A 13,570-nucleotide genomic window follows, 5' to 3' on the forward strand; every position below is an offset into this window, starting at 1 on the left:
GCCCGCCCGCGGGGACCGGCCGCTAGGCCCGGAAGTCCGCCGGCGGCTGCAGCCCGGCGATGATCTCCCGGAGCCGGGCGTGCACCGTGGGCGTGCCGGCGAGCACCCCCACCGAACGCGGGGTCCAGGGCCGGCCGGCCACGTCGGTGACCACGCCCCCGGCCTCCCGGATGAGCAGCACCCCGGCGGCGTTGTCCCACAGGTTCGGGGAGAAGGTCACCGTGCCGGCGAAGGCGCCGCCGGCGGTGCAGGCCAGATCCACGCCCACCGACCCGGAGATCCGGATCGTGGGGAAGGACTCCCCCACCGCGGAGAGCAGCGACTGCCGCCAGCCGCGGGGGAAGGTGCCGTCCCGGCGGGCGATCACCGAGCCGAAGGCGATCGCCACCGGCCGGCCCGGGGTCTCGGCGAGGGTGACCTCCTCGCCGTTGCGGCGGGTGCCGCCGCCGCGGACGGCGGTGAGCCGCAGCCCCATCAGGGGCAGGTCCGCCACCGCCACCACCGGCTCGCCCCGGTGCATCAGGGCCACCAGGATCGCGCAGGCGGGGAAGCCCGCGGCGTAGTTGGTGGTGCCGTCGATGGGGTCGACCACCCAGCCGGTGGCGCTGTCCGCGTCCCCGCCGAACTCCTCCCCGTAGACCGGCAGCCCGGTGGCCGCGCCGAGGCGGTCCCGGAGGAGGCGCTCGATGGCGAGGTCGATTTCGGTGGCGAAGTCGCCGCGGGCCTTGGTGATGAGCGGATCCGCGCCGAGGTTGGCGCGGAAGACCGCCGCCGCCTCGTCCACGGCGGCCTCCGCGGCGGCCAGCAGCGCGACGGCGTCGGGTTCGCGCGCGGATCCGGCGCCGGTGTCCTGCTCATCGGTGGTGCTCATCCGCCCGCCTTCCGTGGGTCCGGTCTCCCGCGCCGTCGCCGGCGCGGCTACTTCGCCGCGGCCAGGGCCTCCTCGAGGGTGAACCGGCCGGCGTAGAGCGCCTTGCCGATGATCGCCGAGTCGACGCCCTCGTCGACCAGGCCCTTGATCGCGGTGACGTCCTCCAGGCTGCTCACCCCGCCGGAGGCGACGATGGGCGCGTCCGTGGCGGCGGCGACATCGCGCAGCAGGTCCAGGTTCGGCCCGGCGAGGGTGCCGTCCTTGGACACGTCGGTGACCACGAAGCGGGAGCAGCCCTCGGCGTCCAGGCGCTCCAGGACCTCCCACAGGTCCCCGCCGTCGGAGACCCAGCCGCGGCCGCGCAGCCGCCAGGAGCCGTCGATGAGCCGGGCGTCCAGGCCGATGGCGACCCGGTCGCCGTAGTCGCCGATCACCCGCCGGCACCAGTCCGGGTCCTCCAGGGCGGCGGTGCCGATGTTCACCCGGCGGCAGCCGGTGGCCAGGGCCCGCTCCAGGGACTCGGTGTCCCGGATCCCGCCGGAGAGCTCCACGTCCACGTCGAGGGCGCCGACGACGTCCTTGAGCAGCTCGTAGTTGGAGCCCCGGCCGAAGGCGGCGTCGAGGTCGACCAGGTGGATCCACTCCGCGCCCGCGTCCTGCCAGTTCCTGGCGGCGTCGATGGGGGCGCCGTAGTGGGTTTCGCTTCCCGCGGCGCCCTGCACCAGGCGCACCGCCTGTCCATCGGCGACGTCGACGGCGGGCAGCAGGGTCAGGCTCATGGGTATTCGGACTCCAGGGTGTCGGTGCCTCCCGGGCCGCGGCGCGGGTCGTGCCCCGTGCCGCGGTCCGGCTGTCGCCTGGATCATACGCGAGCGCGGGCGAGCCGATTCCCGCCGCACCGGGAGGCCGGCCGCCGGCCCGGGGTACGCCCCCGCGTCCCGCTCAGTCGGGCAGGTCCCCGGGCGCCGGGGCGGCCCGGTCGAGATCCGCCTCGCCCAGGTTCGCCCGGGCGGTGAAGCGCAGCCGGGACCCGCCGGCGGGGACGCTGGGCGGGCGGAACACGCCCACGTGCACCCCGCGGGCGGCGAGGTTGTCCCGGGCGGCCACGGCGCGCACCGGGTCGCCGAGCACCACCGGCACCACCGCCGACCCGGTGGCGGGCACGCCCCAGGCCGCCGCGATCGCCCGGGCGTTCGCCAGCGCCTGCCCGGGCAGCCCCGGTTCGGCGGCGAGGATCCGCAGCGCGGCGAGCGCCCCGGCGGCCGCCGGCGGGGCCAGGGCGGTGTCGAAGATCGCGGCCCGGGCGTGGTTGAGGATGTGGTCGCGCAGATTCGCCGGCCCCGCCACCGCCCCGCCCTGGGCGCCGAGCGACTTCGACAGGGTGAGGGTGACCACCAGGTCCGGGGCCCCGGCGAGCCCGGCGGCGGCCACCGCGCCCCGGCCGCCCGGGCCCACCACGCCCAGGGCGTGCGCCTCGTCGACGATGAGGAGGGCGGCATGCTCCCGGCACACCCGGTGCAGCCCGGCGATGTCGGCGACGGCGCCGTCGGCGGACTGCACCGCGTCCACGAGCACCATGGCCCGGGCCTCGGCGCGGCCGGCCAGCGCCGCCGCCACCGCGGAGGGGTCCCCGGCGGGGGTGACCGCCACCCGGGCCCGGGAGAGCCGGCAGGCGTCGATGAGGCTGGCGTGGCAGCCGGCGTCGCTGACGATGAGGTCCCCGCGGCCGGCCAGGGCGGTGACCGCCGCGAGATTGGCGAGGTAGCCGGAGCTGAGCACCGTGGCGGAGCCGAGGCCGAGGAAGCCGGCCAGCTCCCGCTCCAGCTCGTCGTGGAGCTCGGTGGCGCCGGTGACCAGGCGGGAGCCGGTGGCGCCGAGGCCGTAGTCGCGCAGCGCCCGCGCCGCGGCGGCGGTGACCCGGGGGTCATCGTGCAGGCCCAGGTAATCGTTGGAGGCCAGATCCAGCGGCGGCTGCCCCGCCCCGGCTGGCGGCCGGGGGCGCAGCTCCCGGTGCAGGCCGGCGGCGCGGCGGCGCTCGGCGATGCGGTCGAGTTCGGCGAGGACGGATTTGTGGCCTGCGGCGGGCTGGGCGGGCATGGGCCCAGCCTAGACCGCCCCTCGATCGGCGTTCAGGAGGGTGCGCTCAGTCGAGCGTGGCCACCCAGTTGCGCAGCAGCGCCGCCCCGGCGGCCCCGGACTTCTCCGGGTGGAACTGGGTGGCCCACAGCGGGCCGTTCTCCACGGCGGCGACGAAGCGGCAGCCGTCGTGCTCGGCCCAGTGCACCAGGGGCGCGGCGATCCGGCCGGTGTCGGTGAGCTCCCAGCGGCGGGCGGCGTAGGAGTGCACGAAGTAGTAGCGCTCATTGGGGTCCAGGCCCGCGAAGAGCCTCGAGCCGAGGGCCACCTCCACGGTGTTCCAGCCCATATGGGGCAGCACCGCCGCGTCCAGGCGCTCCACCGTGCCGGGCCACTCCCCGCAGCCGGGTGCGCCCACCGCCTGCGGGGCGGCCTCGCCGGCCTCATCGGCGGCCTCCGGGGCGTGGATGCCCTCGGCGAACTCCACGCCACGGTCGAAGAGCACCTGCATCCCGACGCAGATGCCCAGCACCGGCCGGCCCCCGGCCAGCCGGGAGCCGATGAGCCGGGGGCCGTTGACGGCGCGCAGGCCCTCCATGCAGGCGGCGAAGGCGCCCACGCCGGGGACGACGAGCCCGTCGGCGGCGAGCACTGTGCCCGGGTCGGCGGTGACGATGGTCTCCGCGCCGGTGGCGGCGATCGCGCGCTCGGCGGAGCGCAGGTTGCCGGAGCCGTAGTCCAGGAGTGCGACGGTGGTCATGGGGGGATTGTACGGCCTGGGCCCCGGGGCGCCCGGTCGCACCCGCGTTGCATCCCCGCCGGGCCCCCGGGGTGCCCCCGAGGGCATCGGAACGGGGGATCCCCCGCCCCCGCTGCCTGTACGCTCATCCCCGACCTTTCCGCTTTACGAGCACCCGGCGCGGGCCCCGAGGCCCGGCGCCCCGACCCTTGGAGGCCACGTGGTCGACCAGTACCCCATCCTCACGGTGATCCCCCCGCTGGGCGCGATCATCCTGGCCATCGCCACCCGCCGGGTGCGGCTCTCCCTCGGCGCCGGCATCGTCGCCGCCGCCCTGCTGGTCACCGACCTCGACGTGGTGGCCGCCCTGAAGACGATGTGGGCGGCCTTCGCGGGCATCTTCTGGGACGAGGGCGCCGTGAACACCGGCAACGTCTACATCCTGCTCTTCCTGGTGCTGCTCGGCGTGCTCACCTCGATGGTGCTCATGTCCGGCGGCTCCGCGGCCTTCTCCGACTGGATCGGGGCCCGGATCCGCTCCCGGCGCTCGGCGCAGTCCATGGCCGGCGGCCTGGGCGTGCTCATCTTCATCGACGACTACTTCAACGCCCTGGCGGTGGGCCAGATCGCCAAGCCGGTCACCGACACCCGCGGGGTGAGCCGGGCGAAGCTGGCGTACATCATCGACTCCACCTCCGCCCCGGTGTCGGTGCTCATGCCCTTCAGCTCCTGGGGCGCCTCCATCATCGGCATCCTGGCGCCCATCTTCGCCGCCTCCGCGATCCAGGTCAGCGACGTCGGCGGCTTCCTCGGCGCGGCGGCGGCGAACTTCTACGCCATCGCCGCCATCATCGCGGTGTTCCTGGTCATCTACCTGCGGGTGGACTTCGGGCCGATGCGCCGGGAGGAGAACCGGGCGCACCACCGCGGCGAGGCCTACGCGGCGAACGCGAACATCCCCGGGGAGCTCTCCGCGGGGCTGCCGGTGCACCGGCCCGGTGCGAAGCGCTCCCTGGTGGTGCCCTTCCTGGTGCTCGTCATCGGCGTCATCGCCGCGATGTTCGCCACCGGCCGGGCCGCGTCCGGCTCCACCGACCCGATGGAGATGCTCGCCAACACCAACGTCTCCGACTCCCTCATCATCGGCGCCGTCGCCGGCCTGGCCACCGCCCTGTTCTACTACGCGCGGGTGACCATCCCGGCCGGGTCCTTCTCCGCGGCGACCCTAGGCCGCGGCTCCTGGGAGGGCGCGAAGTCCATGAAGGACGCGATCATCATCCTGCTGCTGGCCTGGATGCTGGGCACCGTGGTCGGCGAGCTCGGCACCGGCGACTACCTCGGCGGCCTGGTGGTGGATTCCGGGATGTCCTCGGCCTGGCTGGTGCCGCTGATGTTCGTCGCCGCCGCGGCGATGGCCTTCTCCACCGGCACCTCCTGGGGCTCCTTCGGCCTGCTGCTGCCCATCGCCGGGGACATGCTGATCGCCGCGAACGCGGACGCCTACCTGGTGGCCGCGCTCGGCGCGGTGCTGGCCGGCGCGGTGTGGGGCGACCACTGCTCCCCCATCTCGGACACCACCATCCTGTCGGCCACCGGCGCCGGCTGCGATGTGGTCACGCACGTGTCCACGCAGCTGCCCTACGCGATCACCGTGGGCGCGGCGGCGCTGGCCGGCTACGTGGTCTACGCCGCCACCGACTCGGTCGGCATCGGCCTGGTGGCCACCCTGGTGCTGGTCGTCGCGGCCCTGGCGGTCATCGGCCGGGCCACCGGGCACGTGGAGGATCACGCCACCCGGGAGGCCGCCCCCGCCGCCGGCTGAGCCGCTGCCCCGCCCACCGCGGGAAACCCCCGGGCGCGAGGCGCGCATCCGGGGGTTTTCGCCGCTCATCCGGTGCGGGCGCCCTGGCCCCGGCGTAAGGTGAACACCCGGTGAACGAGGGGTGAACACCCCGGCCAGGATCATGGCCCCGGCGGCGGCCGCCCCGGGCCCGGAAGGACCGTCATGCTCGACCGCCAGCTGGAGATCGTCCGCGAGGACCTGCACCGCCGCCATGAGGGCGGCCATCCTCCGGCCGAGATCGACCGGGTGCTCGACGAGGTCATCGCCGAGGCGCGGGCCACCGCGAAGGTGGACACCTTCCTGCCGGTGTTCGTGGAACGCGACGCCGCCGCGCGCCTGGCGGCCCTGGCCGCCGAACGCGGCCAGGAGCCGAAGGCCCGGCCGGAGGTGCTCTACGCCTGCATGCGCAACGCCGGGCGCTCCCAGCTCGCCGCCGCGATCACCCGGCACCTCGCCGGGGAGGCGGTCTTCGTCCGCGCGGTGGGCCTGGCCCCGGCCGCCGAGGTGCAGCCGGAGGTGCTCGCCGTGCTCGACGAACGCGGCATCTCCCATGCGGGGCTCTACCGCAAGGAGATCGTGGCGCGCACCGTGCACCGCGCCGACGTGGTGGTGCTGCTCGGCGTGGACGAGATCCCGGACGTGCCCGGCGACCGCTACACCCGCTGGGAGATCGCCGACCCGGAGGGCCGGGACCTCACCGTGGTGCGCGCCATCGCCGACGAGATCGAGACCCGGGTGCGGGCGCTGCTGGACGAGCTCGGCGTGCCCGCGCGGACGCCCGCCGGCGCCTGAGCCGGCCGGGCGCCGCCGCCCCGGTCTAGCCGAGGGCCCCGGTGAGCCAGAGGATCGCCCCGGCCAGGGCGATCACCGCGAGCACCCCCATGACGATGGTGCCCACCCGGGAGCCGGCCTTGTACACCGAGTAGGTGCCGCCGACCAGCAGCCCGGCGATGATGAACAGCAGGTAGGTCGCCGCCGCGTTCGGCCCCACCGCCGAGGCCTGGGCGAGGATCCCGGCGCTCACAGGGTGCCCTTGGTGGAGGGCACGCCCTCGACCCGCGGATCCGGTTCGCAGGCCGCGCGCAGCGCCCGGGCCACCGCCTTGAACTCCGCCTCGGTGATGTGGTGCGGATCCCGGCCGTAGAGGCAGCGCACATGCAGCGCGATCCGGGCGTTGAGCGCGAAGGACTCGAAGAAGTGCTCGTTGATCACGGTGGCGTAGTGGCCGCCGATGACCGTGGTGAGCATATGCTCCGGCTCCCCGGTGATCACGAAGTAGGGCCGGCCGGAGACGTCCGCCACCGCCTGGGCGAGGGTCTCGTCCATGGGGATCAGGGCGTCACCGAAGCGGCGGATGCCCCGCTTGTCGCCGAGCGCCTCGGCGAAGGCGGCGCCCAGCACGATCCCGCAGTCCTCCACGGTGTGGTGCGCGTCGACCTCGACGTCCCCGCTGGCCCGCAGGGAGAGATCGAAGCTGCCGTGCTGGGTGAAGGCGGTGAGCATATGGTCGAAGAAGGGCAGCCCGGTGCCGATCTCGGCCCGGCCGGTGCCGTCCAGGTCCACGGTGCACACGATCGAGGATTCGCGGGTGGCGCGCTCGACGTGGCCGGTGCGCCGGCCCTCGGCGCGCGGGGTTTCGGTGCTCTCGCTCACGTGGGGTTCTCCTCCTCGTCGTCTCCGGCCAGGGTGGCGGGCTCCTCCTCGAGCACCGCGGCCATGGCCTCCAGCAGGGCGTCGTTCTCCGCCGGCAGCCCAATGGTCGCACGAAGGCGGCCGGGCACGCCCACGTCCCGGATCAGCACCCCCCGATCCAGCAGAGCCCGCCAGGTCGCCCCGGCGTCGGCGAAGGGCCCGAAGAAGACGAAGTTGGAGCGCGACTCCACCACGTCCAGGCCCATCCCGCGCAGCCCCGCCACCACCCGGTCCCGCTCCCCGGCGAGCTTCGCCACGGTGGCCAGGGTGTCGTCGGCGTGGCGCAGCGCCACCAGGGCGGCGGCCTGGGTGAGCGTGGACAGGTGGTAGGGCAGCCGCACCAGCATCACCGCCTCGATGAAGGCCGGGGCCGCCACGAAGTAGCCGAGCCGGCCGCCGGCGAAGTCGAAGGCCTTGCTCATGGTGCGGCTGACCACCAGCTTCGTGGGATAGTCGGCGAGCAGCGCCACCGCCGAGGGCCCCTCGTCGAATTCAGCGTAGGCCTCGTCGACGATCACGATGCCCGGCGCGGCGTCCAGGATCCGGCGCAGGTCGGCGTAGGGCGTCACCCCGCCGGTGGGGTTGTTCGGGGTGGTCACGAAAATCACGTCCGGGGCGTGCTCGGCGATCGCGGCCTCGGCGGCGTCCGGGTCGATGTCGAAGCCGGCGCCGCGGGGCACCGCGATGAAGCGGGTGCGGGTGCCGGCGGCGAGGATCGGGTGCATCGAGTAGCTGGGGGTGAAGCCCAGCACCGACCGGCCCGGCCCGCCGAAGGCCTGCAGCAGCTGCTGCAGCACCTCGTTGGAGCCGTTGGCGGCCCACACCCGGGTCGCGTCGCAGTCCACCCCGGTGCGCCCGGTGACGTACTGCGCCAGGGACTCGCGCAGCGCGAGGGCGTCCCGGTCCGGGTACCGGTTCAGGCCCCGGGCGACGTGCGCGACCTCCCGGATGAGGTCCTCCACCAGGTCCTCGGAGGGCGAGTAGGGGTTCTCGTTGGTGTTCAGCCGCACCTCCACGTCGAGCTGCGGGGCCCCGTAGGCCTCCTCCCCGCGCAGCTCCTCGCGCAGCGGCAGATCCGCCAGGCGCACCCCGGCGCCGAAGGCGCCCGCGTCCCGCTCAGGCATCGGCGTCCCCCTTCGCGGCGAGATCCTCGAACCGGGCCCGGATCGCCTCGCCGTGGGCGGGCAGGCGCTCGGCGTCGGCGAGCGCCACCACGTCCTCGGCGACGCCCTTGAGCGCGGCCTCGTCGTAGTCGACCACGTGCACCCCCTTGAGGAAGGTGTGCGTGGACAGGCCCGAGGAGTGCCGGGCGGTGCCGGAGGTGGGCAGCACGTGGTTGGAGCCGGCGGAGTAGTCGCCCAGCGGCACCGGGGAATGCGCGCCGACGAAGATCGCCCCGGCGTTGCGCACCCGGTCGGCCACGGCCGCCGCATCGGCGGTGTGCACCTCGAGGTGCTCCGCGGCGTAGGCGTCGACCACCCGCAGCCCCGCCTCGATGTCGTCGACCAGCACGATCCCGGACTGCGGACCCTCCAGGGCCCGGCGCACCCGGTCGTGGTTGAGGGTCACCCCGTAGCGGGCCTCGATCTCCCGGTCGACCGCCCCGGCCAGCTCCGCGGAGTCGGTGACCAGCACCGAGGCGGCCATCACGTCATGCTCGGCCTGGGAGATGAGATCGTAGGCCACGGCCACCGGATCCGCGCCGGCGTCGGCGAGCACGGCGATTTCGGTGGGGCCGGCCTCGGCGTCGATGCCCACCACGGAGCGGCACAGCCGCTTGGCGGCGGTGACGAAGATGTTGCCCGGCCCGGTGATCATGTCCACCGGCTCCAGGGGCCCGGAGCCGTCGGCCGGGTCATCGTCGCCGTAGGCCAGCAGCGCCACCGCCTGGGCGCCGCCGACCGCCCACACCTCGTCCACGCCGAGCAGGGCGCAGGCGGCGAGGATGGTCGGGTGCGGCAGGCCGTCGTGCTCGGCCTGCGGCGGGGAGGCCACCACCAGGGAGGCCACCCCCGCCTCCTGGGCGGGGATCACGTTCATCAGCACCGAGGAGGGGTAGACCGCGTTGCCGCCGGGAACGTAGAGGCCCACCCGGCCCACCGGGATCCACTTCTCGGTGACCCGGCCCCCGGGGACGACCTCCACGGTGACGTCCGCCGGCTTCTGCGCGGCGTGGAAGGCCCGGATCCGGGTGATCGAGTTCTCCAGGCCCCGGCGCACCGCCGGGTCCAGCCGGTCCACGGCGGCGGCGATCGCCTCGGCGGGCACCCGGGTGCGCTCCGGGCGGCAGCCGTCGAAGCGCTCCGAGTAGCCGGCCGCGGCGGCGGCGCCGCCGGCGGCGACCTCCTCCACCACGGGCCGCACCGTCGGGATCATGGAGTCGACGTCCGCGGCGCCGCGCGGCAGCGCGCGGCGCAGCTGCGAGGTGGTCGGCGTGGTGCCGCGCAGGTCGGTGATGGAGAGCATCGGGGTCTTCGCCCACCTTCCGGGTCATGGGGTGCCGGCGCCCGGGCCCGGCGGGGCCGCCGGGCCCGGGCGGTGTCCGCCGTCGAGCATAGTCGGGTGCCCCGGCCCGGCCCCGCCCACCTTGCCGAAGGACCCCGGCCCGGCCCATCATGGGCTGATGCTCTGGTGGGATGAGGACGAGGAGGCGGCGGCCGCGGACGCCGCCGCCGCGGACGCGCCCGCGGACCCGGCCGCCGGCGGGGACGCCGCCGGCGGGGACGCCGCACCGCCGCCGCCGCGGATGCCGACCTGGGCGCCGCGGCCCGCCCCGGCGGAGCTGGCCGCGCTGCTCGCCTTCTCCCGGCACGCCGCCCGCAACCTCGACCACGTGGCCAGCTGGCGGGCGGTGAGCGCCTTCGCCCGCGACCACTGGCTGGACGACCCCGCCGGCCTGGACGTGGACCTGCTCGGCGAGTTCCACGCGCTGCGGCACGCCGCCGCCGATCAGCTGGAGCTGGTCGCCGAGGCCGCGGAGGCCCGCCGGGCCTGGCTGGACTGGGCGGTGGCCCATGACCGCCCCGCGGCGGTGCTGCACGCCCGCGCCTTCGCCGCCGTCGCCGAGGCGGAGGCCTACGCCGACCGGGTTCCCGCCCCCGCCGCACCCGCCGATGCCGAGATCCCGGAGCTGATCGCCGCGGCCCGGGGCATCCTGGACCGGCGCCCGGAGGGCCGCGACGACTACCAGGTGGGTCTGGCCGCCACCATCGTCGGCGCCGCGGCGACGCTCTGCCGGCGCGCGGATCTCGCCGCCGCGCTGGCCGACTGGGCCCGCCGGCACGCCCCGCGGGCCGCGGCCGGCGACGACCGGGCGCTGCTGGAGGCCCAGATCGCGCATTCCCGCGGGGATCTCGCCGGCGCCGCCCGGCTGGCCGCCGCGGTGGCGGAGGACCCCCGCGGGGAGCCGGTGACCGCCACCGTGGAGGCCCGGCAGATGCTGGCCTGGCTGTCCCTGGAGGCCGGGCACGAGGATGAGGCGATCCGCCAGCTGCGCACCGTGGCGGCGACCTGCCTGGCCCTGGACTTCACCGTGGCCGGGCTGCGCTCGGCGCGGCTGCTCACCGCCCTGCTCAACGGCCGCGGCGACTACCCGGCGGCCCGGGCGCTGGCCACCGACATGCTCCGGCACACCCGGGGCATGCCGGTGAACCCGCTGACCATGGACCTGGAGCTGATCCTGGCGCGCAGCCTCTTCGACGCCGGGGAGTACGCGGAGGCCGGGCTGCGGGCCACCCCGGTGGCGCAGTGGTCCACGATGACCGCCGATGAGGAGCGCACCGACGCCGCCTACACCATCGCCGCCGCCGCGGCGACCGCCCTCGACGAGCACGCCCGGGCGGTGCGGCTGCTGCTGGAGCATGCCGGGCACCTGCGCCGGCTGGGGGATCGCCCCGGGGCCAGCGCGGCGCTGCGCCAGGCGGCGCGCACCCTGGTCGCCCCGGGGGCGGTGGGCCCGGCGGAGGTGCCGGATCTGGCGGCGACCATGCTGCGCGAAATCGGCGGGGCGATGGGACGCCCCGACCGGGACCTGGCGGAGGTCGCCGCCGGGGCGGCCCGCGACGACCTCGCCGAGGATCTCATGGTCGCCGCCCGGGATCTCATCGACGACGGCTGGTCCATCGCGGACTGGCATGACGATCTCGCCTACGTGTACTGGGCCACCGGCCGGGAGGACCTGGCCCTGGGCCATGTGGACACCGCCGCGGCCGGCTACCTCGACTCCGGGGACGGGGTGGAGTCCGCCCGGGCGCTGCTCACCGGGGTGCGCTGCTGCCTGGATCGGGACGACGCCGCCGGCGCGGGCCGCTACGCGGAGCGGATCAACCGGCTGCTGCCGGCGGAGACCTGGGCCGGGCACCCGGTGCGCGACGCCCTGGCGGAGCTGCTCGGCGAGGACGGCGCGACCGGGGGCTGACCGTCCCCGGGGCGCCTCCGGCGGGGGCCCGGATCGGGGGCGGGCGTAGGCCAGCCTTGCCTGGGCGGGGCCGCGGGTCCCATAATCGCGCAATGAGCTGGTGGAGCGGAGCCGAGCGGGACGCGCAGGCGCCGGGGCTGCCCCCGGAATGGGCCTGGGACCTCTACCAGCCGCCCCTGCCGGAACCCGGTCGCAGCCCGGAACGCGATCCCACCCCGCTGACCCTGCCCGGGCTGCTCGGCAAATCCCGCCAGGCGCTGCTGGGCTCGGATCGGCTCACCGCCGCCCGGATCCGCACCCGCTTCGCCGAGCACCACTGGCTGGCCGGGCCCCGGGATCTGCCGCGCAGCCTGCCCGAGGAGCTGCGCGGGGAGTTCCACCGGCTGCGCTTCGTGGTCGGCGACTGCCTGGAGCTGACCGCCGAGGCCGCCGAGGCGCACCGGAACTGGCTGGAATGGGCCCGGCGGGTGGATCTGCGCGCCGGGGCCGCCGAGGGCCCGGAGACCCTGCTGTGCCGGGCCACCGGCCTGGCCGCCGCGGCCCCCCGGCTGGCCGCCGGGACCCGCTCCGCCACCGCCCGCCGGCAGGCGGTGGCCGAGCTCGCGGAGCTGGGTGGGCAGCTGCCCGCCGCGCCCCGGCGGGCCGGGGCGCTGCAGCTGCAGGCGGCGCTGCTGCTGGCCCGGGCCGCCATCGAGCTGGACCAGCCGGAGCCGGCGGAGCGGCTGCTGGGCTGGCTGCCCGGGGGGATGGCCACCCTCAAGCTGCTCGACGAGTTCCGGCTGCTCACCGCCCGGGTGGCCGCCCGGGCCGGGGAGCCGGCGCGGGCGGCGGCGGACTGCCTCTACGTGGCGGCGAACCCGGTGGGCGAACCGGTCACCGCGGCGGTGGCGGCCCGGCTGCTCATCGCGGAGCTCTCCCGGGCCCGCGGGGAGGCCGAGGAGGAGGTCCGGCAGCTGCGGGTGGTCGCCGCCGCCTGCGCGGCGCAGGGCCTGGACCTGCTGGGGCTGCGGGTGCGCCGCCGCCTGGCGGCCGCGCTGCTCGCCCTGGACGACCCGGCCGGGGCCGAGGCGCACCTGGACGCGGCCGCGCCGATGGCCGAGTCCGCGCCGCTGAACCCGGTGAGCACCGACCTGGACCTGCTGCGCGCCCGGGCCCGGCTGCGCCGCGGGGACCCGGCCACCGCCGCCCGGCTCGCCGAGGCGGTCGCCGATCTGGGCTGCGCCGCCGGCGCCGGGGATCAGCCGCGCACCGCCTGCACCATCGCCGCGGACGCGCACGCCCTGGCCGGCCGGCCCGGCCACGCCGCGGCGGCCCTGGTGCGCTGCGCCGGGCACCTGCGCCGGGAGGGCCATCCCGAGGAGGCCGCCCGGCGGCTCTCCCTGGCCGCCCGGGCGCTGCTCATGCCCGCCGGGGAGGGCGCCCCGGCCCCGGACCCGGCGGCGGCGTTGGCCGCGCTGCACCGCGATTTCGGGAACCTCGCCGACGCCCCGCCCGCCCCGGAGCTCGCCGGGGCGGCCGAGGACGGCCCGGTGGCGGCCGCGGCGCTGCTGCTCGGGGTGTCCCGCCGGGTGAGCACCGCCGAATCGGTGGAGCTGGACCGGCGGGCGGACCTGGCCCGGATCCTCATGCTGGTCCGGCGCAGCCGGGCCGCGATCGCGCTGGCCGAGGACGCCGCGGGCCGCTACGCCGCCGCCGGGCGGCGGCTGCTCGCCGCGGAGCTGCTCATCGTCGCGGCGACCTGCCGCTGCGCCGAGGGCGACCGGGAGGGGCTGCACCACTGCGCGGAGCGGATCGAGGGGCTGCTGCCCCCGGAGGCCCCTCCGGATTTCTGGTTGCGCGAGCAGCTGGCGATCCTGCTGCGCGAATACGGCGGCTGAGCCCGCCCCCGCGGGGGTAGCCCGCCCTCCCCCGATTGGGCGAGCCTGCCCTTGG

At 76.4% G+C, this 13,570-nt stretch carries 12 protein-coding genes; 4 read left to right on the forward strand and 8 right to left on the reverse strand.

Annotation, left to right across the window (positions count from 1 at the left end):
- Positions 1-22: 22 nt before the first annotated feature.
- The 4 genes from CSPHI_RS07305 to CSPHI_RS07320 all read right to left on the reverse strand — a co-directional run bounded on the left by CSPHI_RS07305 (position 23) and on the right by CSPHI_RS07320 (position 3,707).
- A complete protein-coding gene (locus CSPHI_RS07305) occupies positions 23-871 on the reverse strand; it encodes an inositol monophosphatase family protein (protein ID WP_075692164.1) in 849 nt (282 codons plus the stop codon).
- Between the two features lie 47 nt (positions 872-918).
- Positions 919-1,650, reverse strand: coding sequence for a bifunctional 1-(5-phosphoribosyl)-5-((5-phosphoribosylamino)methylideneamino)imidazole-4-carboxamide isomerase/phosphoribosylanthranilate isomerase PriA (gene priA / locus CSPHI_RS07310; protein WP_075692165.1), 732 nt, complete (start codon positions 1,648-1,650; stop codon positions 919-921).
- A gap of 163 nt (positions 1,651-1,813) precedes the next feature.
- On the reverse strand, positions 1,814-2,968 hold the full coding sequence (locus CSPHI_RS07315) for an aminotransferase class I/II-fold pyridoxal phosphate-dependent enzyme (protein ID WP_075692166.1): 1,155 nt from the start codon (positions 2,966-2,968) through the stop codon (positions 1,814-1,816).
- A 46-nt stretch (positions 2,969-3,014) separates the two neighbouring features.
- Positions 3,015-3,707, reverse strand: a complete 693-nt coding sequence (locus tag CSPHI_RS07320) for an imidazole glycerol phosphate synthase subunit HisH (RefSeq protein ID WP_075692167.1) — start codon at positions 3,705-3,707, stop codon at positions 3,015-3,017.
- Positions 3,708-3,906: 199 nt separating this feature from the next.
- Here CSPHI_RS07320 and CSPHI_RS07325 point away from each other — a divergent pair, with 199 nt between their 5' ends.
- On the forward strand, positions 3,907-5,508 hold the full coding sequence (locus tag CSPHI_RS07325) for a Na+/H+ antiporter NhaC family protein (RefSeq protein ID WP_075692168.1): 1,602 nt from the start codon (positions 3,907-3,909) through the stop codon (positions 5,506-5,508).
- A gap of 183 nt (positions 5,509-5,691) precedes the next feature.
- The gene (locus CSPHI_RS07330; protein WP_075692169.1) at positions 5,692-6,321 is read left to right on the forward strand and encodes an arsenate-mycothiol transferase ArsC; all 630 of its coding nucleotides are present in this window, start codon (positions 5,692-5,694) and stop codon (positions 6,319-6,321) included.
- 25 nt (positions 6,322-6,346) lie between these two features.
- Here CSPHI_RS07330 and CSPHI_RS07335 read toward each other — a convergent pair whose 3' ends face one another.
- The 4 genes from CSPHI_RS07335 to hisD are packed head-to-tail and all read right to left on the reverse strand — an operon-like array spanning position 6,347 to position 9,687.
- Complete coding sequence (locus CSPHI_RS07335) at positions 6,347-6,553, reverse strand: non-structural protein NS4A (protein ID WP_245803285.1); 207 nt, start codon at positions 6,551-6,553, stop codon at positions 6,347-6,349.
- Positions 6,550-7,182, reverse strand: a complete 633-nt coding sequence (hisB, locus tag CSPHI_RS07340) for an imidazoleglycerol-phosphate dehydratase HisB (RefSeq protein ID WP_075692170.1) — start codon at positions 7,180-7,182, stop codon at positions 6,550-6,552. The genes CSPHI_RS07335 and hisB overlap by 4 nt, the downstream gene beginning before the upstream one ends.
- Positions 7,179-8,345 carry a histidinol-phosphate transaminase gene (locus CSPHI_RS07345; protein WP_075692171.1) on the reverse strand — a complete coding sequence of 389 codons (1,167 nt, stop codon included), beginning with the start codon at positions 8,343-8,345 and terminating at the stop codon, positions 7,179-7,181. Before CSPHI_RS07345 ends, hisB begins: the two co-directional genes overlap by 4 nt.
- Entirely contained in the window at positions 8,338-9,687 is a 1,350-nt protein-coding gene (gene hisD, locus CSPHI_RS07350) for a histidinol dehydrogenase (protein ID WP_075692172.1), read from the reverse strand. Before hisD ends, CSPHI_RS07345 begins: the two co-directional genes overlap by 8 nt.
- 157 nt (positions 9,688-9,844) lie before the next feature.
- Here hisD and CSPHI_RS07355 point away from each other — a divergent pair, with 157 nt between their 5' ends.
- Positions 9,845-11,638, forward strand: a complete 1,794-nt coding sequence (locus CSPHI_RS07355) for a hypothetical protein (protein WP_075692173.1) — start codon at positions 9,845-9,847, stop codon at positions 11,636-11,638.
- A gap of 92 nt (positions 11,639-11,730) precedes the next feature.
- Complete coding sequence (locus CSPHI_RS07360; protein ID WP_075692174.1) at positions 11,731-13,515, forward strand: hypothetical protein; 1,785 nt, start codon at positions 11,731-11,733, stop codon at positions 13,513-13,515.
- The last annotated feature ends 55 nt before the right edge of the window (positions 13,516-13,570 follow it).

Source organism: Corynebacterium sphenisci DSM 44792 (genome assembly GCF_001941505.1).
Classification (GTDB): Bacteria; Actinomycetota; Actinomycetes; order Mycobacteriales; family Mycobacteriaceae; genus Corynebacterium; species Corynebacterium sphenisci.